The following is a 25764-nucleotide window of genomic DNA, read 5'->3' as shown; positions in this document are numbered from 1 at the left end:
AATTTTGCTACTAATAGGAATTCTAAAATTCCGCCGCCATTTAAATTTTATCGTATTTGGAATTTCAAAATTCTTTTGCGCTTGGAATTTTAAAATTTTAAGCACGAAAGAATTTTATTATTGGTGAGATTTTATGCGACGCAGTCGCAATTCAAATTTAACGCGGACGCAGTCCGCACCGCTAGCGTCGCGCGGGCGGGGGTCGGTAAGGGGGCGGGCGCGCCTCGCAACTCTGAGCGCCGCCCCCTTACAATAACATCACGCATAAAACACGCAGACGCCAAGCTATACATAAAATTTCATAGAAATTTACAAAATAAAATTTTATCACTAAATCCACGGCTTGCAGAATTTATACCGTGATTTTTATTTCTCTTGGGGCGGGAAGGGGCCCCGATTGCGAGGTCACATTCCTCGCAGAGGCGGCGCTGCCCCGCAGCGCCGCATTGTTCTGCTCGCCCACAAACCCCACCCATCCCCCGACGACGCTTTATAAGGGGCGAGCTTTCAGCTCGCGTTAAATTCTTTTTATTGCGGCTTGCGCCGCATAAAATTTTAGAATTTCAATCCGAGCCCTCCATATTTCAAATTTAAAACGTGGACTAAATTTAAAATTTAAAGCTGAGGACAAATTTCAAAATTCCACGGCGAAATTCTACGTTAAAAGCACCCGCGCTTAAAAAACCTCGGCGAAGGTATAGATGAAATGAGCGGATTCCACATCATTCGCGCTGGCGTATGAAGCGAAAAGCTCTTTTAGTCAAAGCCTAAAGCGAGACGACCTTTGAGCCGAAGCCCCCTTCTGCGGGCGTGCCGTCGCGAAAGCCCTTGACGCTTGGATGCGTTTTTAAAAACTCCTTTACCGCGAACGCGAGCTTGCCCGTGCCGATGCCGTGCTTGACGATGATCTCATCAAAGCCCATCACGAGGCTTTGGCTGATGAATTTATCAAGCCTGCTGATCGCTTCCTCGGCGCGCAAGCCGTGCAGATCGAGGCTCAGCGACGCGGAGGAGGGCTTTTGCACCTTGATACTGATATTTTTTGCGGGCGCGGGCGCCGCCGCACCGCTGCGCTTTAGCTCGCTAAGCGGCACGCGCAGCCTGATGCCGTCGCTTAGCATCAGCGCCTGGGTTTTGCTGAGCGATAAAATTTCGCCCTTGATCTTGCCGTATTTTACGCGATCGCCCACCTTGAAGCTTTGCGGCTCAGGCGTGCTGAGTTCGGGCTGCTGCACGGCCCGTGTGAGCTCGTTTGCGCGGTTTATGGCGCGCTGCTTTTCGCGCACGTCGCTTAGGCTCACGCTGCGTTTGGCCTCTGAAATCGCGCGGTAGTATTCGTTTTGCAGCCTTGAAAGCTCTGCCTTCAGCTCGCTTTGCGCGCGCTCGCGCTGATCTTTTAGCGCTTCGCTCAGCGCATCCAACTTCTCCTCTTTTTGCTGCGTCTGTGCCAGCTTTTGTTTTAGCTCAAGCTCCAAATTTATCGCTTTTGAGATCGCTTCGTTTAAGTTCTCTTTGTTCTCGCCGTAGTTTTTGCGCGCTGCGGCGATCAAATTTTGCGCTATGCCGTAGCGCAGCGCGGTTTCAAAGGCGTAGGATTTGCCGATCGTGCCCTTTAAAAACTCATATTTCGGCGCGCTGTTTTTCTCGTCGTAAAGCGCCGCCAGCAGCTCCACGCGCGGATCCTTTGCGAGCAGCATCGCTAGGCGCTTGTGATGCGTGGTGATGATCATCTTCACGTCGCCGCTTATTAGCTGCTCGATCATCGCGCCGTATAGGCTCGCAGCCTCCTCAAAATCGGTACCAAGCTCGATCTCATCGACGCCGATTAGAATTTCTTTGCGCCCGAACAGCTTGCTAAAGGCAACCATCCTGCCCGCAAAGGTCGAGATGTCGTTTTTGGAGTTTTGCGGATCCTCCATTATGAGCTCGAATTCTTTAAAGGTGCCGATGCGGCTGAGGCTTGCGCGAATAGGCATCGGAAGGAGGTACTTAGCTAGCAGCGCCGCGCTTAGAATGCTTTTTAAAAGCATCGATTTTCCGCCCGCATTCACGCCTGTGATGAGCAGAATTTTACCGCTAAATTCCACGCTCACGCGCTTTGGATTTTTAAGCGCGGGGTGGGCGAAGCTGTCTAGGACAATGTCGCGCGAGGGCTCAGGCAGGACGAACTCATAATCGCTCGCTCTTGCCATCGCCGCGCGCGCAATCAGCGCGTCAATCGCGTCGAAAGCGGCGTTTATAAATTTCAGAAAAGCTAAATTCTTATTAAAAACCGCGCTGATCTGCTTGCAGTGCTCGAATACGATCTGCTCTTTTTTATCCAAAATCGCGCTTTGAGCGGACTTCAGAGCCGCGATCGCGTCTGGAAGCACGTAAAAATAGCCTCCGCTTGAGCGCGCTACGACGCTGCCTTTTAACACGTGATTAAAGCCGCCGCGCACCAGCAGAGCCTCGGTGTCGCTTATGTAGTGGATCTGCGTGTCGGCGAGATAGGGCGAAAGGGCTTTGGAATAGATCAGCCTTTTTAGCGTCTGCTCGATCTCGCCTTTTTTTATCTTAAACGCCTCGTTTAGCGCGCCGAAGCGCTCGTCTATCGCGTCGCGAAAGCCGCCCTGATCGTCGAAATAATCTTTTAGTTGCGCGATGGGCTGCGGGATCTCGATCTTTGCAAGCCAAGCGGCGAGTTTGCCCTCAAAAGGCTGCTTTTTGAGATACAAAAAATATCGGACGATCTTGCTAAACTCGTAAATTTCGCTGATATGAAGCACGCCATGCTTTGAGATGCGCATCAGCGCGTCGTCTAGGTTCGCGACGCTCTCGCACTGCGCCAGATCAAATTTCGTAAGCTCTGAAATTTTTTCAAAATTTAGCTTGCTATCGCCGCTTAAAAACAGCGGCTTTTCGCGCGCTAAAAAGCTTTTAAATTTGGCTAGATACTCGCCCAGATCGAGGCGCGTAAAAAGTTCGTCACTGATCATAAACGCACTCTTTGATTTTATAAGTTTTACCCTTAAACTCCGCGCCCGCGCTCTTTTTGGCGATGAAAGCGCCCATCGAAAAGGAGTAGGTGAAATTTTCTCGCGTTACGATCTGCGCGGAGCCTTGCTCTTTGTCTGCAGCGAAATTTTGCGTAGTTTTAGAATTTTGAGCGGAGCCTTGCGGATCGGAGGTTTGTGTGTCGCCTCGTTGCGCGGAATTTTGCGTAGAATTTTGTGAGGCAGGGCTTCGCGTATCTCCTTGATTCGCGGAATTTTGCGGCGCGAGGCTCTCGCTTTGGGGTGCGGAATTTTGCCGTGTGCGGTTTTGCTGCGTAGAATTTTGCGAAGTAGGGCTTTGTGCGGAATTTTGCCCGTCCGAGACGGCGCCGTTCATTTGCGCGGCTGAAGCTTGTTCGTTCGTTTGCGCAGCAGAGCTTTGCGCGGCAGAAGCGGTCTTGTTCTGCTCTTTTAAATTTGCTTCATCCGCTTGCGAGCTTAAATTTTTCGCATCCGAGCCGCGCGTTTCAGAAGCGGAATTTATCGCGCCGCCGCATCTTAATCTGGCGCCTGCGTTAAATTTAAAAACCATCTCCTCCTCAAGCTTGGCGGATCGCTCGCTCGCGCTTTCGTAAAGATACGCCCCCGCGCACAGCAGCACGATCAGCGCCGTGGCGATGATTTTAGCCCTTTTGCTTAAAATTTCGTCCCGCACGAAAAAGATCGCCGCGATAAATAAAAATGCGAAAATAAACACCAAAAATCTCAAATTTTATCCTTGCCCGCCCGCTGCGGAGTTCGTTTCATAAATTCGGCGAGAGTTTTCAAGCTTAAAATTCTCCGCGCAGCTGATAGGTGATGTCGCCTGCGCCAAATCCGATCACGAGCCCGTCGTTTATGATGTGGCGGACGCCGAAAATATCGCTAAATTCTATCCGCTCGCCGTTTCTAAAGACCCGCTCAGTAAATAGCGCTCCGATCCCCTTAAATTCCTCTTTCAGATCGATGCCGTTACTAGGCTCGCCCGCAGCGTAAACGGGCAGTACGACTAACTCTTCCACGCCCGCAAAGCACTCTTTAAAGGCGTTTAAATTCGCCTTAAGTCTGCTGAAGCGGTGCGGCTGAAAGATCGCCGTGATCTTGCTAAGACCTAGCAGGCTAGCGTATTCGCGCGCGCTTTGCAGCGTCGCTCTGATCTCGGTAGGATGGTGGCCGTAGTCGTCGATGAGCACGAAGTTTGGGGTGGCGCACAGGATGTCGAAGCGCTTTTTGATCCCTTGGTAATTCAGTAAATTTTTGCGGATCTGCTCTAGCCCCGTCTCGCATGCCGCGGCTAGGATCGCTAGCGACGCATCGATTGCGATGTGCCTTCCTAGCCCGTAAACCTCGAAGCGTCCGAGCTCTTTAAGATTAAAACTCATAAACGGCTGATGATCGCGCAGCAGCACCTTTAGATCCGTTATGTCGCGCGAAGGAAAGAGCTTGATACAGCTAAGCTTAATGGAGCTTAAAAACTCATCCTCGGCGTTTATCACGCGGATCTTAGCGCGCTCCAAAAAGCCGCGATACGCCGCGTGAAATTTATCCAAATCGTTGTCGTAATGATCCATATGCTCGGGTTCGGCGTTGGTCACGACCGCGACGTAGGGGTTGGAATTTAAAAAGCTCGAATCGCTCTCGTCGGCTTCGAAGATGATGTTTTCGCTATTTTCATATTTCATATTCGAGCCGAACTGCTTGGAGATCGCGCCGATGATGACCGAGCCGTTTATCAGCGCCGAGGTTATCGCGCTCGTGGTGCTTTTGCCGTGCGCGCCGGCGACTGCGAAGACGCGCTTGTCTTTTAGCACGAAGGGCAGGGCCTCCTTGCGCGAGAGGCAGACGATCCCCTTTTTGCGCGCGGCTTGCAGCTCGACGTTGTCCTCTTTGATCGCGGCGGAGTAGATGACGATCTCCTGATCCTTGATCGCCGAAGCGTCGTGCGGCGTGATGATCTCCATGCCGTCCGCTCTTAGCTTGTAGGTCGTCTCGCTCTCTTTGATATCAGAGCCTGAAATGATAAAATTTTTCTCGTGTAAAAATCTTGCTAATGCGGAGATGCCTATGCCGCCGATGCCGATAAAATGAACCTTTTTCACCTTTGTCCTTAAATATTATAATAGAAAACTACGTTTAAATTTTTAAATCCCGCTCCGGCGAAATTTAAAAATTTAAACCATTCGGCGCCTTGAAATTCGTCTTTAAATTTTACGAGCTTGCAGCGTCGCGCAGCCCCGTCTCGCTACTTTCGAAAGCGCTTTTAAAATTTAGCGATCTAAATTTGCCTTTAGAATTTCGCCTTTTAAAATTTGAGCGCTCTAAATTCCGCGCTCAAAACTCCGCTTTGAAACGGAAGCGCTTAAAATTTTACGGCTCAAACTCGCCGTTAAAGCCTCGCGGCGAGCAGGGCGCCGCCGTACCTGCCGCATCGCTTCGCGCACCGAAGCCGCGTAAATTTCGGTAAATTTCATTGCGTTCATCGCACGTCCATTATTTAAATTTAACGCCTAAAATTTCGCCGCTTGGCTCCGTGCGAAACATATTCGCCGCTTTGCGCTTTAAATTTAGTCGCTAAATTTAAAATTTCGTCGAAATTTTAAATTTCAGTGCGCCCGTTGATCGCCTTTATTAGCGAGAGCATATCGACGTTATCTAGGCTCACGCCCGTAGGCACGCCTTGAGCGAGCTTGGTAAATTTCAAGCTTAGATCCGCGAACTTGTCCTCGACGTAGAGCATGATGCCGTCGGAGTTGATGCCCGGCGTCAGCGCAAATATCAGCTCGCGCGTGCCGTTTTGGCTCACCATCTCGCGTAGCGCCGCGATTTTATCTTCGTCAGCGGCGTCTAGCACGAAGTAGCGACCGTTGTAAATTTTATTGCTCTCTAAAATAAAGATATCTTTTGGGTTTTCGACGATGCAAATTTTATCGCTTTCGCGCTCCTCATCGGCGCAGTATTCGCAGATCTCGCCCTCGCATACCGCTCCGCAGATGCGGCATCTGTGCAGTCCGCGCACCGCCTCTTCGATATTGTGCGCTAAATTTAGCCCCAAAAAGGAGTTTTGCACGCTTACGTAGTACGCAAAGCGCAGGGCGGATTTTTTGCCCACGCCCGGAAGCTTTTCAAAGCTTGCGACGAGCTCTTCAAACCTGTCTGTGCCGCTCATATAGCGCCCTTCGGCGAAAAGACGATCGAGAAGTAGTGCGTGCCGTCGCTGTAATTGTACTCGAAGCGGAATTTATGTAGCTCGCAAATTTTATCGATGATGTAAAGCCCGAGCCCCATGCCGGTGGCTTTCTCGTCTTTATTTCTGATAAAAGCCTGCTTGTAGTGCTCGAATGATTTTGCAAGCGCCGCGCCGCGGTTGGCGACGCTTACTTTGTTTTCATCGCAGATGATGCGGACTTTTTTATCGCTGGAGTATTTTAGGGCGTTATCGATTAAATTTTTAATCGCCAGCGCAAATAGCCCGAAATCCACGTTTATCACCGCGTCGCACTCGATATCCGTGCTGATGAGCTCGTCCCAGTTATCGAGCATCGACATATCTTTTACCTGCTCTAAAATGAGGCTGAAATGATAATCCTGATAATTTAGCGAGTAGCTTTTTGAGAGCAGTTGCTCGATTTTGGCAAACTCGTTGATTAAAATTTCAAGCCGCTCGAAGACATTGACGAGCCGCTCTTTTTGTGTTTCGTCATCGAGCATTTCGGTGATGAGCCTGCCCTTGCCGATCGGGGTTTTGAGCTCGTGCATGATGGTGCGCAAAAACAGCTGGCGCGAGCGGATCAGCTCTTGAATTTTGGCAATCGCGTTGTTAAATTCCTGTGCGACCTGTCCGATCTCGTCTTCGCTATGCGTGGCGGCTAAATTTACGTCCAAATTACCTTGGGCGAATTTTTTGATATTTTTGCTTAGTTTTTTTAGCGGCGTAAAACTTCGCACGATCGATAAATAAAGCGAGATTAAAACCGCCATCGTAAGCAAAAACCCGACCCAAAGCGGATCGTTTAAATTCTTCGTGCCGAGGCTTTCGAAAACCACGACGAAAGAGTTGTTTTTGATATTTAAAAACAGTGAATTATTATACTCAACCGAACTAAACTCGCCGATAGAGGTGTCTTGGACGAAAAAAATTTTACCACTCGTGATGATGTTTTGGATGATATTTTTGTCTTTTACAAGCTCCAAGCCGTAGCTGGAGAAGTAGCGCTCAATATCGCTGGGAGGGGCATTGCGCTTGTATAGCTCAAGTAGATTATTGACCGCGTTTATTTGATTAGCCTGCATGCTGCCTAGAGCTCTATTCATCTGCATCCGTGCGAACGTGATGAAAAGCACGCAGACTAAGATGATCGCGATTACAAAAAAAACCGAAATTTTGGTGATTAAGGAGTGCTTCATCCGATGAGCTTGTAGCCGATACCACGAACCGAAAAGATATGCTTAGGCGCTTTGGAGCTGTCGCCGATTTTGGTGCGTAGGCGTCCGATGATGACATCTAGGCTCTTTGAATCTTTATCTTTTAGGCTCTTGCAATGGTATACGAGCTGCTCGCGGGATACCGAAAAGCTATGCTGCTTGATGAGGTATTCTAAAATTTCATACTCCGCAGGCGTTAATACGAGCGACTCCTCGCCGAAGTAAATTTCATGGCGCTTATCATCGATACGAAATACGCTATCAGTGGCGGTTTCCTCCTTCTCGCTAGCTTTTTTATAGCGGCGAATTAAGCTCATGATGCGCGCGTGCATCTCTTTTGGATCATAAGGCTTGGGTAGATAATCGTCCGCGCCGATCTGAAGGCCCACGACGCGATCGCTCACGTCGCTTCTAGCCGAGCTGATGATGATCGGAATATCGTATTTCTCGCGGATCTCTTTGCAGACCTCAAGTCCGTCCATCCCAGGAAGCGTAAGATCCAAAATCAGCAGATCGTAGTTTTTGATCCCAGCGCTAATGCCCAGATACGGGTCTTCGAAGTTTGTAACTTGGATGTTAAATTTAGCTAGATATTCGGTTAGAAGCTGTGCGAACTCGCTGTCGTCTTCTATCATCAATACATTTATCATTTTTTATCCTTTACATCGTTGATTTGAAATTTTAAATATTGCATTATACATAAAAATAGTTAAGTCTTAACTTGAGTTTTATTAAATTTAGATAAAATTGCCCCTTTTGTTATAGCTTAAGGAGAATTTCGTGGAAGAAGATTATTATGAAATTTTAGGCGTGGCGCGCGATGCCGACGCCGAAACGATAAAAAAGGCGTTTAGAAAGCTCGCTTTGGAATTCCATCCCGACCGCAACCAAGGCGACAAGGAGTCGGAGGAGAAATTTAAAAAGATCAACGAAGCGTATCAAATTTTAAGCGACGATCAAAAGCGCAGAATGTATGATCGCTACGGCAAAGAGGGCATCAGCGGCGCATACGGCGGCGCGAGCGGCGGCGGATTTGATTTTAGCTCGATTTTCGGCGATTTTTTTGAGCAGGCATTTGGCGGAGGCGGTCGCTCACACCCTAGCGATCCATACGGCATAGATACCGAACTGGCCGTAACGCTGGAGTTTAAAGAGGCTTTAGAGGGCGTTCACAAGGAGATAAAATACAAGATCAAAAAGCCGTGCCCTGCCTGCGACGCCACCGGCTCGAAGGACAAAAAAAGACATACTTGCTCCGCTTGCGGCGGCACTGGGCGCGTCGCGGTCAGGCGCGGATATATGAGCTTCATCCAAAGCTGTTCCGAATGCGGTGGTACGGGCGAGATCGTAAAGGATAGGTGCAAGGATTGCGGCGGTAAGGGTTTTACCGAAGAGGACGTGAGCCTTAAATTTGACATTCCCGCAGGCATAGACGACGGACAGCGCGTGCGCCTAAGCGGCAAAGGCAACGTCTCCAAAACCGGCGAGATCGGGGATCTGTATGTGATAGTGCGCGTGAAGGAGGACAGCCACTTCCTGCGCGACGGAGATGACCTGTATATCGAGGTGCCGGTGTTTTTTACGCAGGCGATCTTGGGCGAGAGCATCGAGGTGCCGACGCCGCGCGGCAAGGCGGAGCTGAAGCTCAAAGTAGGCACCAAGGACAAGCAGCGCTTTACGATCTACGGCGAGGGCGCGCCGAATATCCGCACTAAGAAAAACGGCGATCTGATCGTGCAGGTAAACGTCCAGACGCCTAAAAAATTGAACGAGAAGCAAGAAGCGCTTTTGCGCGAACTTCAAGAAAGCTTCGGCAGCAAGGGCGGAGACGACGAGGGGATACTCGATAAAATCAAGAATTTTTTCAAGTAAACTGCCTTGATCTGCCTTGATCTGTTTTGAGCGGTGGTCTTGCGGTTTTATTCACCAAAGTACGGGATTTTCGCTTGGAATCTCGCTAAGAGTTTGGATGTAATTTCGGTGTAAATTTCGTGTCATTATTTGGATAAAATTTAATTAGCATTTAATATTATTTAAATTTAAAGATTCTTAATATTAGTAAAGCAAATTAAAATTTTTATAATTAAGAGGTAGGATGATGTTAAAACAAATTTTAAATGTAGCGTTAGCATATGTTGGGGTTATTGTCGGTGCTGGATTATCGTCCGGTCAGGATCTGATGCAATATTTCGTCAGTTTTGGCAAATGGGGTATTCTTGGAGCCGTTATTCTTGGTATCCTCAATGTCGTCTTTGGTAAAATCATTATTACATTCGGTAGTTATTTTAGATCCAATGATCACTTTGAAGTTCTTTCACAAATTGCTGGATCTATCACTAATAAAATTCTTGATATTTCTTTAATTATTTGCTGTTTTGTGGTAGGTTTTGTCATGATTGCCGGGGCTGGATCAAATCTTAATCAGCAATTTGGCATGCCATTCTGGTCAGGAGCACTCCTATGTGCCGTATTGATAATCCTTGTTAGCTTTCTTGATTTTGAAAAAATCACGAATGTGATCGGAATATTTACGCCTATTATTTTTATCATGATTATGATTATGGCAGTGTATACCTTTGCAAGTCAACGTTTTGATTTTAAAGAATTAGAAACAATTGTAAATACAATCTCTACTCCAATGCCAAATATCTGGTTTTCTGTTCTGAATTATTTTTCGCTCTGCGTTATGACAGGTGTATCAATGGCTTTTGTATTAGGGGGATCCATTATGAGGATTGGTGTAGCAGAAAAAGGTGGTACTTTGGGTGGATTTATAATCGGTATTATCATCACAGTTACAACCTGTATCTTATATGCAAATGTAAAACTTGCAACGACTGTTGATATTCCTATGTTGGCTATTGCCAAACAGATTCACCCTGCATTTGCGTTTGTGTATGCACTTGTTATCTTCGGCTTGATCTTTAATACTGCTTTCAGTTTATTCTATGCCTTAGCAAAACGTTTTTCATCTAATCAATCAAAACGTTTTTATCCAATTATGATTGGCACCGTAGTTGTAGGGTATATATTATCCTTTATGGGCTTTAAAAAATTAGTATCGATTATGTATCCAATTCTAGGTTATATTGGTTTTATAATGTTGATGGTATTACTAATTGGGTGGATCAAAGAGAGGTCAAATATTAGAGATGAGAAGTTTTTGCGTCGCAAGATGATTCGGTTGATCACAAAAAAATATGATGATGAACAGGAATATACGAAGGCAGATAAAGAAAAATTTCAGAAGCTGGGTGAGGATTCAATAGTTGATACTAAAAGTATTAAAAGCGATATCAAAGATCTTGTCAAAGAGCAGTTCGCTGATGATAACAAATAAATAAAGTTCAAAAAAATAAAGAAAGAACGATTATTTGAATTGGTTGAATTTTAAAGGACGGTAAAGGATTTCGCTTGAAATAAAAAGAGCTCGGAAAACCTTGATTAGCCTAATTTAATATAATGATTTTAAAAAGATTAAATCAAACATATTTTCTGTTCTTTATCGTAAAAATTTCAAAATAAAAGCAACTATAAATTTAAAAAGGACAAAGATGGATCGCAAAAATGAGCCTACAAATTTCAAATCCGCGGATGATGAGATGTTTGCGTTTTTATCGAGCTTGGGCGATTGCTGGCAGGTGAGCGAGGACGGAGTAAAATTTATAGAGGAAAATTTCGCCTTCATCGGCTCCAAACCCGTCTTGCGGGGTTTGAAAGATTATGCGACCGCAGACTGCCTGAGCTTTGCCGGTGCCAGAAGCTTCATAGACGCAAATCCTGCGGTAAAAGCGAGGATTTTAGGCGGTGAAATCTGCTATCTGGGTGATAATTTAACGAGCGCCGAGGTTAAATTTGCGCCCGAATATTTTTACGATTTTTTAAAATTTATAATGGAGCAGGTCCCCGAACACCACTATTTTTTCAGCCCTACTGCGCGCTGGCTCCTGCTGGTTGCGATGGAGAAATATGTGGAATTTGCGGCTTTAGATTAGCGTTTAGATCCGCGAAAATTTGCTAAATTTCGCCGCCTGCGCCGCGCAAGTTCGGACTGGCTGCGGCCTGCTACGGCGTGACGGAAGATTGGTTGAAATTTATCGACTGCGGCAAGAACTGCGACGCAGCGGCGTGAAATTTAAACGGGCGCCCCGTTTGCGAACTAGCCCTTGCCTAGCTTGATGCGTGCCCTAAAATCGGGCATGATCTGCGCGATGAGCGCGTAAAAATCCGCTCCGTGGTTTGCGTGGATGAGGTGCGCGAGCTCGTGCAGCACGACGTATTCGACGAAGCGCGGATCCCGCTCTATCAGGCTTAGCGAGAAGTTGAGATAACCCTTTGCGTGGTTGCAGCTGCCCCAGCGCGTCTGCATTTTGCGCACCCGCACCCGCGCGATCTTGCGGCCTATTCGCGGGGAAAATTTCGCGATATAGCGCAGATAAATCTCAAGCGCAAAAGCCTTTTTAAACGCCGCAAACTCGCCCTCGTTTTCGCAAAAGATCGTGCCCTCCGATACGAAAATTTTATCTTTAAATTTAGAGCTTTGGATAAAATTTTTGATCGTAAAATCGGGCTCGTCGCGCTCCGCCGCTTGCGCGCTTTGCGCTACATTTTGCGGCATGTTTTCGCTCGCGGATTTTGAAATTTTTTCGCTAGCGACCGAAATTTCTTTGCCTACGACAAAGCTAAGATTTGAAATTTCTCCGCTTGCAGCGGGTTTAAAATTTGAAATTCCTTCGCCCGCGACAGGTTTAAATTTTGAAATTTCATCCCCTGCGGCAGGGTCAAATTTTAAAATTTCGCCGCTTGCGGCGGAGTTAAATTTACCTGCATCTCTGCTTTGCGGAGCGCACCCGCCCGAGTGAAATTTTAAAATTTCGCCGCGGGATTGCTCGCGGACATTTTGCGCCGCGGTATTTACGAGTCCGCCGCTTTGTCGCACTTCGCTCTGTTGCGCTAGCCCCTGCGCCGCATCGTCCGGTAGGTCAAATTTCAAATCCTCGCTTGCCGCGCCATTTTGTGAGGCGCACTCGCCCGAGTGAAATTTTAAAATTTCACTTCCCGCGCCGTCGTCCGCACCGTCATTCATGCCGCCCATGGAATTGTTTGCGCTACTGCTCACATCGCCGCTATCGACGCCGCTACCACTTATACCCGCGCCGCTTTGTAAATGAGCCGAATTTACGCTGCCCGCGTCACTATTCGCATCGCCATTCGCCCAGTTCACGCAGCCTTGCGTGCCGCCATTGTCTAAATTTTTATTCGCGCCGCAGTTTGTACCGAGCTCGACCTCGCGGCTAAATTTCAGCTTGTAAATTTTGCCTAAAATTCTAACCTGATCGCTCGCTAGTAGCTTGCTTCGCAGTCGCGCTAGCGTTTGGCGGATCCAGCTTTCGTGCTTCAGGATGAAGTCTTTTGCTTGCGCCGCGGTGTAGGAGCGCGGCACGCTCACGCTGATTTCGCAGTCCTTGCTAATGCGGATACGCGCGTATTTCATCCGCTTAAAACGCAGGCTAATCGGCAAGCCTAGTAAATTTAGACTAACTTTTTGCTCTGCCATTTTTTGCTTATCCATCTCGCCGTATTCGCGCTGCCGCGCAGCCACTCGTCGCAGAAAAACCCGATCCAAACGCCTAAAATTCCATACCCCAGATGAATGCCCAAAAGCCAGCCCACGGGGATCGAGACGCCCCACATAAAGATCACGCCCATCGCAAAGGGAAACCTCGCGTCGCCGCTTGCACGCAGGGCGTTTACGAACACGATATTAAGCGTCCGTCCGAACTCAAGCCCGAGCGTTAGGTAAAAAAGCGGCCGCATGACCTGCTTGTGCGCCTCGTTTAGGCTCAACATCTCCATAATCTGCTCGCGCGCTAAAAATACGATCGCGACGAAAAGCGCCGTCGCCCCGAGCCCGAAGCGCAGCGCGGTAAAAGTGTGTCGGTACGCCTCCTGCGGCTTAGCGGCGCCTACGAGGCGGCCTACGATCACTTCGTTTGCCATACTAATCGCGCTTCCGCCGAAGAAGATGAATGATGAAATTTGAAAATAGATCGTCTGTACGGTAAGGCTCGCCTCGCCCATGCTCGCGACGAAGGCGAATGCGACTAGATACTGCACGATCCACAGCATGTTTTCGCCCGCGCTCGGAAGCCCTACGGATAGAATTTTACGCAGCGTGGCGAGCTTGATCTTTAAAAACATCGTAAGGTAAAATTTTATCTTTAGCACCTTCGTGATGATGAGGAAGAATAAACATACGCCGATCATGCGCCCCGCGATGGTGCTCACGCCGATGCCCTCAAGCCCGTAGTACGGCAATCCGAACGGACTAAATAGCACGACGTAGTTGCCCGCGAGAGTTACTAGATTCATTGCCACGGAGACCGCGATGATGAAATTTGCGTATCCGTAAACGCGCACGATGGCGCTAAGCACGATCGCGACGGCGTCTATCGCAAAGACGATGCTGATGACCTTAAGATAGATCGCGCTTTCGCTCAAAAGCTCGGCGGGCACTTGCAGCGCGCGGAGTAAAAAAGGTGCACAGCTAAAGACGAAAACGCCGCTGCAAAGTCCCACGAGCGCGTTAAATGCGATGCTCGTGTGGATCGCGCGCATGGCTAGGACTTTGTTTTTCGCCCCGAGCGCCTGCGCTACGAGAACCGAGCAGCCCACGGCGAGGAAGCCGAAAACCGTGACGAAGAGCAAAAATATCTCGTTGCCCGCCCCCAGCGCGCCTACTAGCGAGACGTCCACGCGCGAGATCATGTAGGTGTTGATAAATGTGGTCACGAGGCGCAAAAACATATCGACGTAGATTGCGAGCGAGAGCCTTAATAGCGAGATTTCTTTCATATTTTGCCTTTATTTGGGGGAAATTGTAGCCGAAAATTCTTTTAGGTTTGCTTTTGCGCAGGGGGCGAGCGGAGTTGCTTTTGTATGCCGCGCGGCATGCGTAAAATTGGAATTTACGGCGCCGTGCGAGAATATACAGTGATTTATCGGGGACGAGTGGTTTTTTCTTTGGCGCTGTAGTGGCGGCGAATGAATGGTTTTAATAAACGGAGCGCGGAATTTAAACGTAGATGTTTTTAAACAGGCGTCAAGCTATCTCAATAAATTTTGCTTAAATATCGCTAGGATAACGATTGTATCGTTAGGTTCATCTATTAGATACGGGATTACGAAACCTTTAAATACAAAATCTCTAATTCTATCATCGTCAAAGCTTTTTGATCTACGAAATTTATACGGCATAAAGCCAAGTTCGCCTGCTCGCGCAAAAAGCTCGTTTTTAAAATTTTCTGCCGCATCCTCTGAGCGCTCTGCGATAAATTCTACGATCTTGCTAAGCTGCGCGCGAAATCTTTTAGACTGGATTATTTTCAATTTTTCCAGCCCTTGCCTAGCTCCTCAAAGCCGCTTAGATCGCCGTTTGCGTATGATTTTAAATCTGCATCCATTCCGTTTTTTATCTCGTCGTAACTTTCGCCGGATTTAAACTCCGACAGAATCGTTTCTAAATTTTTCTCGCCGCTTAGAGTGATCTGCGCGGAGGGATCGATTTTTAAAAAAAGCTTCTTAAAAGTTTCGAGAGTATCGCGATCGACGCCGCTTTGGATCTGCATAGTGATCATTTTGGCTCCTTAAATTTTAGCGATTATAGCAGCTCATAGCTAAATTTAAAATTCCAACCGTTTTAGAGCCAAAGCTCGATAAAATTTTAAAATTTATGCCCGTTAAATCGAATTTCGCTTCCTCATATGAACCGTAAAGTGCTCCGACGCGTCTTTAAAGCCGCACTTTTGTAGGAATTTTCCGGCACCCTCAGCCTTATGCAGAGGGGTCACGACAAAGGTGGTGGTGTGCGCAAAGCGCTTATTAAAGGCATTCACGAGCGCCGTGCCGATACCGCGCCTTTGATAATCCTTATGAACTATCACGCAGTAAAGATAGCTCGTAGCGAAGTTGTCGCGGTCGCAAAACGCCTCCAGCACCCCCACGGTCTTGCCCTGCGTTTTGGCGATCGCCACGTAATCATAGGTGCGCCACACTCTGTATGTCTCGTGCGGCGGCACGGAGGCTGCATTTTGCTCCGTATCCCAGCCGATCGATACCATTATCTCATCCAGATCGCTAGGCTTAAAATCGGCGGAATTTTCTAAAATTTCAAACTCCATCTTCGCTCCTTAATTGAAATAGCTTTTCAAATCGCAAGTATATCGCCGTAGCTTTAAAACGGCATTAAATATCAATTAACGGCTCTTTCGGCGAGGTTTAAATTTTAAAATTTAAGGGCGCAGCAGGGCGCGGTGCGTAAATTTAAACCCGAATTTAAAATTCTAACCATTTACCGCAATTTGATATAAACTCGGCAAAATTTTCCCAAGGATCCCCGATGCAAACGCTTGATTTTCACGTCCATCTGTTAAGCAAGGAGGTGCGCTTCGATCGCCCTTACGACAGGCTCGCGCTGCGCCTTTTCGGCAGGCGCTTCGGTATAGACGTATCGCGCGCGATCAAAGAGCCATATGAAGCCTATGTGGACGCTCTGCTCGGCGGGCTTAAAGCCTCGAAATACGTTAAAAAGGCGGTGCTTTTCGGCGTGGATGCTAAATTTAGCGACGCAGGCGAGCTAATCCATCGCGATAAGACCGTCTGTGCGGACAACGACAGCGTATTTGAAATTTATCAAAAAAACCCTGATCTCATCGTGCCGTTTTTTAGTATCAATCCAAAGCGATCGGACGCGCTAGATGAGATCGATCGCTGCTTCGAGCTCGGATTTAAAGGGGCGAAATTTTTACAAAACTATTGGGATCTGGATACGAGGCTGCCTCGCTACGTGCCGTATTTTGAAAAGCTCGCCAAGCTCGGCTTGCCGCTGGTGATCCACGTCGGCAACGAAAGCTCGGTGCCGAGCACTCGCCGCTACGAGGCGCTGGAGATGATCTATGCGCCGCTTGAGCTGGGCGTTACGACGGTGTGCGCACACATGGCGATTAACTATGAGTATTCGCATATTTTTCGTGCGCTTTCGCGCCGTCCGCGAAATTTCGGACACGATTATTTCGCGCTTCTGGCGCTTTTGCGCACGCACAAAAACCTCTACGCCGACGTTTCCGCGCTTATGACGCCGGTGCGCGCTAAGGCTCTGCCCCATCTGGTGAGCCAAACGGACGTGCACTCGCGCTTGCTTTACGCTTCGGACTTTCCGGTGCCGTATTCTGCGATATACAACACCTACGATCTGCGCCTGTCGCAGCGTATCGCGCTGCATAAAGAGCCCAACCCTTTCGATCGCAACGCGCGCGGACTGCTCGCGTATTTCGGCGAGGATAGCGAGCTGTGGAGCAACTACAAAAAAATTCTGCCCTTTGCGTAGACGGTAAAATTCGGTGAAATTTAGGAAGCGGGCGTGAATTTTATAAAATATTTTTTCTCGGAAATTTTTAGGTTATTTAAACTCGTTATAAGCGCCGCGCTTGTGCTAACTGTGGGGGTTTTAATCTACAAATTTTTCTTTGCTGAGCCGGATTTGGCGGAAAATTACGCGCAAAATCGCGTTCAAATTTTAGCCCTGCGCGATTTTGCACGCGAGATAAAACCTGAAAGAGTTTCTTTTGACGTCCGTTTTGGCGGCGACGAGGTCTCAAGCATGAGAGCCGTGAATAAAGACAAAAACCAAAGCGCGAGTTTTTATAGTATAGACGAAAAGACGAACGAGCGCGCTGTTTTAAAAATCCTAGGCTGGGATTTTGGGACTTTTAATGAACTTAAAGCCAAAGCAAAAAGCGCAAATGCCCAGGGCGTAAGCATCTGGGAAGGCGAGGGCAAAACCGCTATTTATTACAAAGACGGGTTTGTGTCGGAATTTTATGAGATTTTCGAGGGTCCTGCGAGCGAGGTTGCGAAAAAAGACTACGAGATCGGCTGTGATGATAGATTTGCCGCAGACGGCGTGGTGATGGCGCGCGACGGAGGCGCTACGACGGGCTTTATATGCGTGGATAAGGACGGCTACGGCATCAAACGCAGGTAAATTTTACAGCGGTTTTGTATGAAATTTTAGCAGGAATTCTTGTAGGAATTTTTGCTGTTATTGCGGATATTTTAGGGTTGTTGAAAATATTTCGCAGCACCTGCTTTGTCGCGCCTGCCGTTTAACCGCCCGACGCTAAATTTTAAAATTTAAACCGAGCAGCGTGTATCGTAGTACCAAAGCGTTCTTTAGCGCGGTGCAAATCTTGAAATTTTAACGGTTTAAATTTTAGCTAGCAGTTACACTAAATGAAACGGCGAGATCATACACGGCGCGCTGCTGTTTAAATTAGCTTGCAGGCACGCTAAATCCTGGCCGCGACATGATTTGCTTTAAATTTTACAACGACATCTCGCTTTAAATTTTAAACCATTAGCACGACCTACAAAAATTTAGCGACATCCCCCCTGAAATCCGCATTGCACCGCGTCACATGAGATTTACGCTAAAACGATATCGCACTTATCAAAGTCGCTAAAGCACCGACGATTCGCTGTACCATTCACGCCGAATTGCGTAGCGCCATTTTGTGGCATCTCTTGTGCTATAAAATTTAGCGCGAGTTTGTTTTAAATTTCATTGCATCGCACAAAAAACCGTTGCGCGAGAAATTATAACGGCGGCTTGCTTTAAATTTACGCTTGATCCGCTTCTTGGCTCGTTTCTTTCAATCTCTCACCGCACTTTATTCTGTCGCCAAATTTTAAAATTTGCTCGAATTTTAGGAGTTTACGAGCTTTAAAAGCGCCTTTGAAATTCTTGCGATCTCATCTTGCATATGCCCGCCCGGATTTTGCTCAAACTCCGCTTTTGCGCCCGCGCTGCGGCATTTGGCGATGAAATTTCGCGCCGTCTCGCCGCAGAGTGCTCCGCGTGGATTTTTCGAGTTCATCTCGGCCTCGCCCAAGGACGCGTAGACGTGCGCCAGCCCCCTTTGCGGAGAGTGTGCGGCGACGAAGGCGTCAAATCCGCCGAACCAAAACGACGCCGAGACGCAGGTGATCTTTTGAAATTTATCGCTTGCAAACGCCGCATACGCGCTAAAAAGCCCTGCCAGCGAGTATCCTGCGCACGCTCGCCACGCAGGCTTTCCCGCGCCGAATACGTGCCGCTCGATACGCGGGATCAACTCGTTCGTAAATTTTTCCAAGTGCGCCGCGCCGCCGCCTGCGAAATCGCACACCCCCTTAAACGGCGATTTTGCCGCCCACGGGCTAAGCTTATCGCCCCACTGCGCCTCATTTAGATAGATCGCCGCAAGCACGAAATCCGCGCCGCTTTGTCGCGAGACGAGTTCGTAAATTTCGCCCACACTGGCCGCGCTAAACTCCAAGGCGTGCAGGTAGATGATAGGTGCGGCACTCAAGCGGGGCGAGGCGATTTGTGCGGGCGTAGCCGTTGCGTCGGAGGAGTGGAATGAGGCTTTATGTGCGGGCATTGCGGGCACCGTATTCGGCATCGATGACGCGGACGAAATCGAGTCGATAGCCGCCGTAAATTCTGGTCTAGTATCTAGCACGGACGACGCGGCGGGTTGAATGGCTTGTGCCTTAGGCGCGGAGAGAGAGGAGGGCGAAGTAGGCGCGATGGGCGTAACGAGCGGTGTATTCGGTACTGCAGACGCGGGAGGCTCAGATGAAGTAGTCTGTGCAGACAGACCGAACGGAACGGCGGGTGGATCATCCTGTGCGAATGTGGGAGGCGTGTCAAGCTCGAACGAGACAATCTGAGCGGATGCGGAGGTGTCGGGCAGGGTATCCGGCGTGGATCTGAGAGGCTGTGCACGCGTGGCTGACGCAAAAGACGGCGCGTGCGGGGTGAAAATTTCTACGCGCAAGCCACTAAATTCTAAACTTTGCATCGCTAAACCTTTAAAAGTTATTAAAATTTAATAGAATTTTGTGTAAAATCATCAAATTTAACACTAGAGGAACTTAAAATTGGCTTTGATCGAGCTTATCGATGTTACGAAAAAATTCGGCTCTCACGTCGTTTTGGACGGCGTAAATTTCGCACTGGAAGCTAACGAGCGCGTCGCCGTGATCGGCAAAAACGGCGGCGGCAAGTCCACGCTGATGAAGATAATTGCGGGTCTGTGCGAGACCGACGAGGGACGCGTGATCACTCAAAACGGGCTAAATATCCAGATGCTCGCTCAAACGCCGAAATTTGAAGACAATCTCTCGGTCAAAGACGCGCTGCGAAGGGAGCTAGCTGAAATTTACGCCGCTTTGGACGAATACGACGCGATCTCGAGTAAGATCGCCGCACAGCCCGAAAACAAGGAGCTTTTGGCGCGCCAGGACGAGCTGATTAAATTTATCGAGGCCAAGGACGGCTGGCAGATTGACAATAAGATCGAGCAGGTGCTGCAAAATTTCGGGCTTAAAATTTACGAAAACCGCTCCGTCTGCACGCTTAGCGGCGGCGAAATTCGTCGCGTGGCGCTGGGTGCTCTGGTGCTTAAAAAGCCCGACGTGCTGCTGCTGGACGAGCCCACGAACCACCTCGACGTCTATATGGTGAAATTTCTAGAGGACATGCTGCTCGGCTCGAAGCAGACGATCGTTTTTATCAGCCACGATCGCTACTTCATCGACCGCTTGGCGACGCGCAGTATCGAGATCGAAGAGGGTAAAATTTCAAATTTCGACGGCGGATATGAGAACTATCTGAGGCGCAAGCAGGAGATGCTTGCTTCACTCGAAAAGTCTCACGAGACGCTGCTTAAACAGCTGCGCGCCGAGGAAGAGTGGCTGCACCGCGGCGTGAAGGCGCGCCTAAAGCGCAACGAAGGGCGCAAGGCGCGTATCATGCAGATGAGGCAGGATGCGAAGAAAAACCCGGGCGCGATCCGTCGCGTGCGACTCGAGCTGGAGCGCGCGAGCAGGAGCTTTAACGGCACGGGCGGCGACAATCGCAAAAAGATGCTCTTTGAATGCACGAATATCGGTAAAATTTTAAACGGCAAGGTGCTTTTTAAGGGCTTTTCGGCACGGGTTTTGCAGGGCGAGCGCATCGGTATCGTAGGCGCCAACGGCGCGGGCAAAAGCACTCTGCTTAAAATTTTACTCGGCCGCAGCAAGATCGATGCGGGCGAGATCAAACGCGGCGAGATCAGGATCGGCTATTTTGATCAGACCCGCAGCGGCATCACGGACGATAAAAGCATAATCGAAATTTTCTGCCCCAACGGCGGCGATCACATAAGCGTCCGCGGCAGCTACATGCACGTATACGGGTATTTGAAAAATTTCTTATTTCCGAAGGAGTTTTTGGATAAGCCCGTGGGCGTTCTTAGCGGCGGCGAAAAGAACCGTCTGGCGCTTGCCAAGCTCTTTACCGAGCAGTACGATTGTTTGATTTTGGATGAGCCGACGAACGATCTTGATATCGCAACGATCAATATTTTGGAGGATTATCTGCTAAGTTTCGAAGGCGCGGTAATCATCGTAAGCCACGATCGCTATTTCATCGATAAGATCACGAATAAGCTTTGGGTTTTTGAAAAAAATGGCACGATCGATCAAATTCAAATGCCGTATTCGCAGTATTTGGAGTTTGAAGACGAGATTGCGGAGATCGATCAGATCGAAGCCGACGCTGGCGCGAGCGCAGAGGAGAGCGGCCGCGAAAACAAAAAGGAGAAGACGAGCGCCGCGAAGCTTAGCTACAAACAGAATAAAATTTTAGAAGAATATCCCGCTAAGATCGAGGCTATCGAGGCGCGCATAAAGGAGCTGAATCACGCTCTCTCGACGCCTGAAATTTATCAAAAGCTCGGAATGCAGGGGCTTTTTGAAGAACTTGAAGAAAAAAGAGGAACGTTAAACAGTATGGAAAATGAATATTACGAAGTGCTTTCGCTCGCCGAGAGCCTAAAGTAGGCGTGATGGTTTGGTTTTTGATATTTTTATATGCGCTTTACACGATTTATAAAATTTCGCTCGATCTGCTTGAGCTAAGCTTCATCCGCGCCAAGCTAAAAGAGCCTGCGGTGGTGCTTAGCGAGGAGGATTATCGCAAGGCGGGCGAGGTCGGCGCGGTAAATTTAAAATTTAATATATTTTCGCACTGCTTTTCTTTTGCGGTGGCGCTTATTTGGATACTTGCGAGCGCGGGCGCGTTACAGCGCGCGATATATGATCTAGCAGACGACGGGATTTTTGCGCAGAGCTGCTTTGTAACGGCGTTTTTAATCATCGGCGGCGCGATATCGCTTCCGCTTGAGATTTACAAAACCTTCATCAAAGACAGGCGCCTAGGCTTTTCCACGATAACGCCCGCCGTTTTCGTAAAAGATGCGCTAAAATCGCTTGCGCTCACGCTCATTTTTGGCTTTGCGATAGCCTCTGCGCTCGTTTTTTGCGTAAACAGCTTGGGAGCGCACTGGTGGGTCTGGGGCTTTTTGCTAAGCTTCGGCGTAGTTTTACTGATAAATTTAATATATCCGACCGTTATCGCGCCGCTGTTTAATAAGATGCAGCCGCTAGAGCACGGCGAGCTAAAAGAGCGCATAGAGGAGCTTTTGCAGCGCTGCGGCTTTAAAAGTAGCGGCGTTTTTACGATTGACGCTAGCAAGCGCGACAAGCGCCTAAACGCCTATTTCGGCGGCTTCGGCGCGACGAAAAAGGTCGTGCTTTTCGACACGCTCATAGAAAAGCTGAGCGAGGATGAAATTTTAGCCGTTTTAGGGCACGAGCTCGGGCATTTCAAACACGGCGACATTTTGAAAAATTTAGCGCTTAGCTTCGTGCTTTTGGGCGCGACGTTTGCGGTATTCGGAAACCTTCCTGGAGGCGTATTTAGCGCGCTAGGACTTAACGCAGATGGCGGCGCGACGCTGGTTTTTATGATTTTGTTTGCGCCGATCTTGCATGCATTTTTTGAGCCGGTGATCTCCAAGCTTAGCCGCATGCACGAATTTAGCGCGGACCGACATGGCGCGAGCATGCAGGATAAAGAGAGCATGATCGGCGCGCTAAAGAAGCTGGGCAGCGAAAACAAGGCGTTTCCGCTCGCTCATAAAATTTACGCCGCGGTGTATCATTCGCACCCAAGCCTGTATGAGCGCATAAGAGAGCTTGATGAGGATCGCTGAGGCGCTAAGATGGGGCTTGGGGCAGTGCGGCTCAAAATACGTCGCGCGCGAAATTTTAAAGCTTTGCGAGCGACTTAGCGATGAGCAGCTAGTGCTAAGATGTTCGGAAGAGCTCGCGCACGAAGCGGAGTTTCGCGCTAAGATCGTTGAATTTAAAGACGGTAGCCCGCTTGAATACATCACGCAAAGCTGCGAGTTTATGGGCTTTAAATTTTACGTCGACGAGCGGGTGCTGATACCGCGCTGCGAGACCGAAATTTTAGTAAAAAAGGCGCTTACTTTGGCGCAGAGCTTGGGCGAGCCGCGCATTTGCGAGATCGGCACGGGCAGCGGTATAATCGCTATCTGCTTAAAAAAGCTACTGCCCGCTTGCCGCATCACGGCTAGCGACATCAGCGCGGATGCGCTTGAGGTGGCGCGCGCAAACGCCGCAAGCTTAGGCGCGAACGTCGAGTTCGTACACTGCGCCTACGCGGATGAGATCGCGGGGGGATTTGATCTTATCGTCTCAAATCCCCCATACGTCGCAAACTCCTACACATTGGACGCGCGCGTGCTGCAAGAGCCGAAACAGGCGCTATTTGGCGGCGAGCGGGGAGATGAAATTTTAAAACTCATCGTACTGATCGCCGCACGGCGCGCAAAATTTCTAGCCTGCGAGATGGGCTACGATCAAAAGCAGAGCTTGTCGGCGTTTTTGCGCGAGCAGGGCTTTAGAGCGGAATTTTATAAAGATTTGGCGCAGTTTGATCGCGGATTCGTCGCGCGAAATTTAAACAGATCGTAGGCGCGCCGTGCAAAGCTCGCAACTACGCAGACTGCTTTATTACAAAGCGTTCGGCTACCGCTACGTAGGCGCCGAAATTTTAAGCGGCGGCGCGCGATTTTTTAAGGCGCTGGACGCGCTGAAATCCGCTACCGCCGAGTGCAATCTCTGCGAGCTTGCCAAAACGCGCACGAGCTCTAGCGAGCAAAATTTTAAAAATTTAAAAACTATCAAAAATTTCAAAACTCCTACGAGCATAAAACTTATGATCGTAGCTCTAGCGCCGGGCGTTAGCGAGGGTTTTGGCGGCGGCTTGGAGGCTGAGATTGAAGCGGCGCTAGATCAAATTTGCGCGCCGGAAGAAATTTATTTTAGCTTTCTGATAAGGTGCGCGGTGCCGCAAAATAGGCGCGTAAACTCGGAAATGATCTTAAAATGCGCGCCGTATCTGACCGACGAGATCAAAATTTTAAAACCCAAAGTCGTGCTCTGCCTAGGGGAGCTCTGCTGTAAAATCGTGCTGCGAAACGGCGATCTAGCGGGCATGGACGCGCTGCACGGCTCGGTCTTTAACGAGGGCGGCATCAGCTTCGTGCCGAGCTTCGATCCCGCATTCATCGCGCAAAATCCGAGCAAGGCGGAGCTTTTCAAAGAGGATCTGCAAAGGATAAAAGAGCTGCTGTGAGGCGCATTTTGGCGCTTTCTTTGCGCGCTATTTTGATTTTGCGCGCAGCTTTTTGCACACGCATCGTGATTTTTGTTACGGCGGGCGAGCGGACGGGGCGAATTTAGCCTGCTTAAATTTCACGGACTAGCGGGATTTAGCGAGGCAAAACAGATTCGATCTGCGTGGGTTTAAATTTAAAGACGAGAAATTTCATAAAGCGGCGGAGTAGGGCAAAATTTAACGCCATTGCAAAATTCTGATATTTCAAATTTTGTTTTCTATCTGGCTATCTCGGGGTGCGTAAGGGATTTGTGTCGCGACGTAGCGTTAAATTTGAGCCTCAATGCTGAGCGAAATTCTATGTCGTAAAATTTTATCTAGCCTGCAAATTTTATTTTGCCTAAGAGCTCTGCGCATTCTTAGATTTTACGCCTAAGGTCGGTCTGCGATATGTTTGTGCCGTATACGACTAGGTAAATTTGAACCCGCGAAATAAATTTATCTCAAAGATTTGAAAAATTCTAAAATTTCGGCGCTAAATTTGATCGGTCTGCCGTCTTTTACGAAGGCGATTTTTACGTCCTGCGCGTATAAAAGCTCGTTAAAATTCGCGTTTTTAATATCTTTGATCTTGTAAATTTCTTGTCGCAAAAGGGCACTGGCGTTTTTGAGCGCGGCTAGGCTCGTGCGAATTTCAAGCGTGTCTCCGAGGCGCGCGGGGCGCAGAAATTTGGCGCAAAGCTCGCTAACTACGAAGTGTGCGTCCGCGCGCGCGAAGTCCACCCCGGCCTGCATAAGCGCCTCGCTGCGCGCCCGCTCGCAAAATTTAATGTAGTTGGCGTGATACACGATGCCCTGCGCGTCGGTATCTTCGTAGTAAATTTTAATCTGCATCGGCTAGGCTTTGCTCTGGTGCTGCCTTTTTCGCGGCGAGGGTGGGGAGGATTTTTGCGAAAAACAACACCGTTTGAAACACGATGATGAGTTTCATGCACCATTCGCTAGCCGCGTGGATTTGGGCAAATTCCGGCGTCATCGTCGCTTCTGCGCCGATCTTTTGGGCGCTTATGACATAGTCGGTAAAGTAAAGCACGAAAAGTAGGGCAAGTATGATATTTACGAGCGTCAGCATCAGGGTCGAAAGGCGCAAGTGAAAAGATTGGGATTTGTTGTTGTTGAAATTTATCATCTCAAAAACGAGGCAGATGACCGAGACTGCGATGAGGATGCCGCCGTATTTTACGAAGATCTCGCTCATCAGCTTGCCACTTTGAAAGTGCGATAACACGCCATCTCCGATAATCTGCTGCGGGAAAAATACCACGGGTGCTACGAGTGCGCCGAGCGAGAGCTCGATGCCGATAAGGGCCGCGATGATGAAGATATAGATAGAAAAAATTGCGCGCATAAAGGTCCTTTTAAATTTTGATAAAATTTTAAATCGGACGTGATTATAGCGAAATCTTATAATCGTGCGCTTAAGCGTTTTGCAAGCAGGTTTTTTGGCGAATGGGGCGGCACCGTCGGCTACATTCGACTGCATATTGTAAAATTTTGAATCTTTGAATACTACTGCTTGCGAGAATTTATGAAATTTTTGCGACGAATGGAAATAAAATTTGCGTTGAAACACACTGTGCGCTAAAATTTTATAATAAATTTTGAAATTTTCTAGCCGCTTTTAAAATTCTTAACGCATATTCAGCCCCCTTTAAGCATCACTCTTGTATAATCACAATTCTGTTTCGCATC

26 protein-coding genes are annotated in these 25764 nt (G+C 48.6%); 11 read left to right on the top strand and 15 right to left on the bottom strand.

All coding sequences use genetic code 11. The annotated features are described in order from the left end of the window. Positions 1-767 precede the first annotated feature (767 nt). From Q0537_RS00585 to Q0537_RS00555, 7 genes are all read right to left on the bottom strand, one after another. Positions 768-2978 carry an endonuclease MutS2 gene (locus Q0537_RS00585; protein ID WP_299224176.1) on the bottom strand — a complete coding sequence of 737 codons (2211 nt, stop codon included), beginning with the start codon at positions 2976-2978 and terminating at the stop codon, positions 768-770. Continuing rightward, positions 2968-3744, bottom strand: coding sequence for a hypothetical protein (locus Q0537_RS00580; protein ID WP_297881132.1), 777 nt, complete (start codon positions 3742-3744; stop codon positions 2968-2970). The genes Q0537_RS00585 and Q0537_RS00580 overlap by 11 nt, the downstream gene beginning before the upstream one ends. 61 nt (positions 3745-3805) lie before the next feature. Further along, entirely contained in the window at positions 3806-5113 is a 1308-nt protein-coding gene (gene murC / locus Q0537_RS00575; RefSeq protein WP_299224173.1) for a UDP-N-acetylmuramate--L-alanine ligase, read from the bottom strand. Between the two features lie 219 nt (positions 5114-5332). Continuing rightward, entirely contained in the window at positions 5333-5494 is a 162-nt protein-coding gene (locus Q0537_RS00570) for a hypothetical protein (RefSeq protein ID WP_297881108.1), read from the bottom strand. A 116-nt stretch (positions 5495-5610) separates the two neighbouring features. Beyond that, the gene (gene recR / locus Q0537_RS00565; protein WP_297881110.1) at positions 5611-6180 is read right to left on the bottom strand and encodes a recombination mediator RecR; all 570 of its coding nucleotides are present in this window, start codon (positions 6178-6180) and stop codon (positions 5611-5613) included. Then, positions 6177-7418, bottom strand: a complete 1242-nt coding sequence (locus tag Q0537_RS00560; RefSeq protein WP_295153002.1) for an ArsS family sensor histidine kinase — start codon at positions 7416-7418, stop codon at positions 6177-6179. Before Q0537_RS00560 ends, recR begins: the two co-directional genes overlap by 4 nt. Then, positions 7415-8086 (bottom strand): response regulator transcription factor, encoded by a 672-nt coding sequence (locus Q0537_RS00555; protein WP_005870149.1) that lies wholly within the window; start codon positions 8084-8086, stop codon positions 7415-7417. The genes Q0537_RS00560 and Q0537_RS00555 overlap by 4 nt, the downstream gene beginning before the upstream one ends. A gap of 130 nt (positions 8087-8216) precedes the next feature. On the opposite strand from Q0537_RS00555, the gene dnaJ reads away from it, so the two are divergent. From dnaJ to Q0537_RS00540, 3 genes are all read left to right on the top strand, one after another. Then, positions 8217-9308 (top strand): molecular chaperone DnaJ, encoded by a 1092-nt coding sequence (gene dnaJ / locus Q0537_RS00550; RefSeq protein ID WP_299224168.1) that lies wholly within the window; start codon positions 8217-8219, stop codon positions 9306-9308. 223 nt (positions 9309-9531) lie between these two features. Continuing rightward, the gene (locus Q0537_RS00545) at positions 9532-10776 is read left to right on the top strand and encodes a hypothetical protein (RefSeq protein WP_299224165.1); all 1245 of its coding nucleotides are present in this window, start codon (positions 9532-9534) and stop codon (positions 10774-10776) included. 214 nt (positions 10777-10990) lie between these two features. After that, entirely contained in the window at positions 10991-11431 is a 441-nt protein-coding gene (locus Q0537_RS00540; protein WP_299224162.1) for a hypothetical protein, read from the top strand. Positions 11432-11595: 164 nt separating this feature from the next. On the opposite strand, the gene Q0537_RS00535 is transcribed toward Q0537_RS00540, so the two are convergent. The 5 genes from Q0537_RS00535 to Q0537_RS00515 all read right to left on the bottom strand — a co-directional run bounded on the left by Q0537_RS00535 (position 11596) and on the right by Q0537_RS00515 (position 15616). Beyond that, positions 11596-13008, bottom strand: coding sequence for a M48 family metallopeptidase (locus Q0537_RS00535; protein ID WP_299224159.1), 1413 nt, complete (start codon positions 13006-13008; stop codon positions 11596-11598). Next, positions 12969-14291, bottom strand: coding sequence for an MATE family efflux transporter (locus tag Q0537_RS00530; protein WP_299224156.1), 1323 nt, complete (start codon positions 14289-14291; stop codon positions 12969-12971). Before Q0537_RS00530 ends, Q0537_RS00535 begins: the two co-directional genes overlap by 40 nt. 252 nt (positions 14292-14543) lie before the next feature. Further along, on the bottom strand, positions 14544-14825 hold the full coding sequence (locus Q0537_RS00525) for a type II toxin-antitoxin system RelE/ParE family toxin (protein ID WP_299224152.1): 282 nt from the start codon (positions 14823-14825) through the stop codon (positions 14544-14546). Beyond that, positions 14822-15073 (bottom strand): hypothetical protein, encoded by a 252-nt coding sequence (locus tag Q0537_RS00520; protein ID WP_297995511.1) that lies wholly within the window; start codon positions 15071-15073, stop codon positions 14822-14824. Before Q0537_RS00520 ends, Q0537_RS00525 begins: the two co-directional genes overlap by 4 nt. Before the next feature lie 102 nt (positions 15074-15175). After that, positions 15176-15616: a GNAT family N-acetyltransferase gene (locus Q0537_RS00515; RefSeq protein ID WP_299224148.1), complete on the bottom strand. Its 441-nt coding sequence runs from the start codon at positions 15614-15616 to the stop codon at positions 15176-15178. Between the two features lie 218 nt (positions 15617-15834). Between Q0537_RS00515 and Q0537_RS00510 the strand changes: the two genes are divergently transcribed. Together Q0537_RS00510 and Q0537_RS00505 are read left to right on the top strand one after the other, a co-directional pair. Continuing rightward, the gene (locus tag Q0537_RS00510) at positions 15835-16821 is read left to right on the top strand and encodes an amidohydrolase family protein (RefSeq protein ID WP_299224145.1); all 987 of its coding nucleotides are present in this window, start codon (positions 15835-15837) and stop codon (positions 16819-16821) included. Between the two features lie 33 nt (positions 16822-16854). Continuing rightward, the gene (locus Q0537_RS00505) at positions 16855-17478 is read left to right on the top strand and encodes a hypothetical protein (RefSeq protein WP_299224142.1); all 624 of its coding nucleotides are present in this window, start codon (positions 16855-16857) and stop codon (positions 17476-17478) included. 721 nt (positions 17479-18199) lie between these two features. Here the strand turns inward: Q0537_RS00505 and Q0537_RS00500 are convergent. Beyond that, positions 18200-18844 (bottom strand): alpha/beta hydrolase-fold protein, encoded by a 645-nt coding sequence (locus Q0537_RS00500; RefSeq protein WP_299224139.1) that lies wholly within the window; start codon positions 18842-18844, stop codon positions 18200-18202. Between Q0537_RS00500 and Q0537_RS00495 the strand changes: the two genes are divergently transcribed. The 6 genes from Q0537_RS00495 to Q0537_RS00470 all read left to right on the top strand — a co-directional run bounded on the left by Q0537_RS00495 (position 18825) and on the right by Q0537_RS00470 (position 24030). Further along, complete coding sequence (locus tag Q0537_RS00495; protein ID WP_299224136.1) at positions 18825-19016, top strand: hypothetical protein; 192 nt, start codon at positions 18825-18827, stop codon at positions 19014-19016. The genes Q0537_RS00500 and Q0537_RS00495 overlap by 20 nt on opposite strands. Beyond that, a complete protein-coding gene (locus Q0537_RS00490) occupies positions 19017-19208 on the top strand; it encodes a hypothetical protein (protein ID WP_299224133.1) in 192 nt (63 codons plus the stop codon). A gap of 210 nt (positions 19209-19418) precedes the next feature. Beyond that, a complete protein-coding gene (abc-f, locus tag Q0537_RS00485; RefSeq protein WP_299224130.1) occupies positions 19419-21365 on the top strand; it encodes a ribosomal protection-like ABC-F family protein in 1947 nt (648 codons plus the stop codon). A 5-nt stretch (positions 21366-21370) separates the two neighbouring features. Further along, positions 21371-22579 carry a M48 family metallopeptidase gene (locus Q0537_RS00480; protein WP_299224127.1) on the top strand — a complete coding sequence of 403 codons (1209 nt, stop codon included), beginning with the start codon at positions 21371-21373 and terminating at the stop codon, positions 22577-22579. Then, on the top strand, positions 22566-23366 hold the full coding sequence (gene prmC / locus Q0537_RS00475) for a peptide chain release factor N(5)-glutamine methyltransferase (protein WP_299224124.1): 801 nt from the start codon (positions 22566-22568) through the stop codon (positions 23364-23366). Before Q0537_RS00480 ends, prmC begins: the two co-directional genes overlap by 14 nt. A gap of 7 nt (positions 23367-23373) precedes the next feature. Continuing rightward, positions 23374-24030, top strand: coding sequence for a uracil-DNA glycosylase family protein (locus tag Q0537_RS00470; protein ID WP_299224121.1), 657 nt, complete (start codon positions 23374-23376; stop codon positions 24028-24030). A gap of 480 nt (positions 24031-24510) precedes the next feature. Here the strand turns inward: Q0537_RS00470 and Q0537_RS00465 are convergent, their stop codons facing one another. Beyond that, positions 24511-24906 (bottom strand): YbgC/FadM family acyl-CoA thioesterase, encoded by a 396-nt coding sequence (locus tag Q0537_RS00465; protein WP_299224118.1) that lies wholly within the window; start codon positions 24904-24906, stop codon positions 24511-24513. Continuing rightward, positions 24896-25420 carry a DUF4149 domain-containing protein gene (locus Q0537_RS00460; protein ID WP_299224115.1) on the bottom strand — a complete coding sequence of 175 codons (525 nt, stop codon included), beginning with the start codon at positions 25418-25420 and terminating at the stop codon, positions 24896-24898. The genes Q0537_RS00465 and Q0537_RS00460 overlap by 11 nt, the downstream gene beginning before the upstream one ends. Positions 25421-25764 lie beyond the last annotated feature (344 nt).

The sequence above is a fragment of the uncultured Campylobacter sp. genome, from assembly GCF_938017775.1.
GTDB lineage: Bacteria > Campylobacterota > Campylobacteria > Campylobacterales > Campylobacteraceae > Campylobacter_B.
Note: the sequence above shows the minus strand (reverse complement) of the source record. Positions and strands in the feature narration are given on the sequence as shown.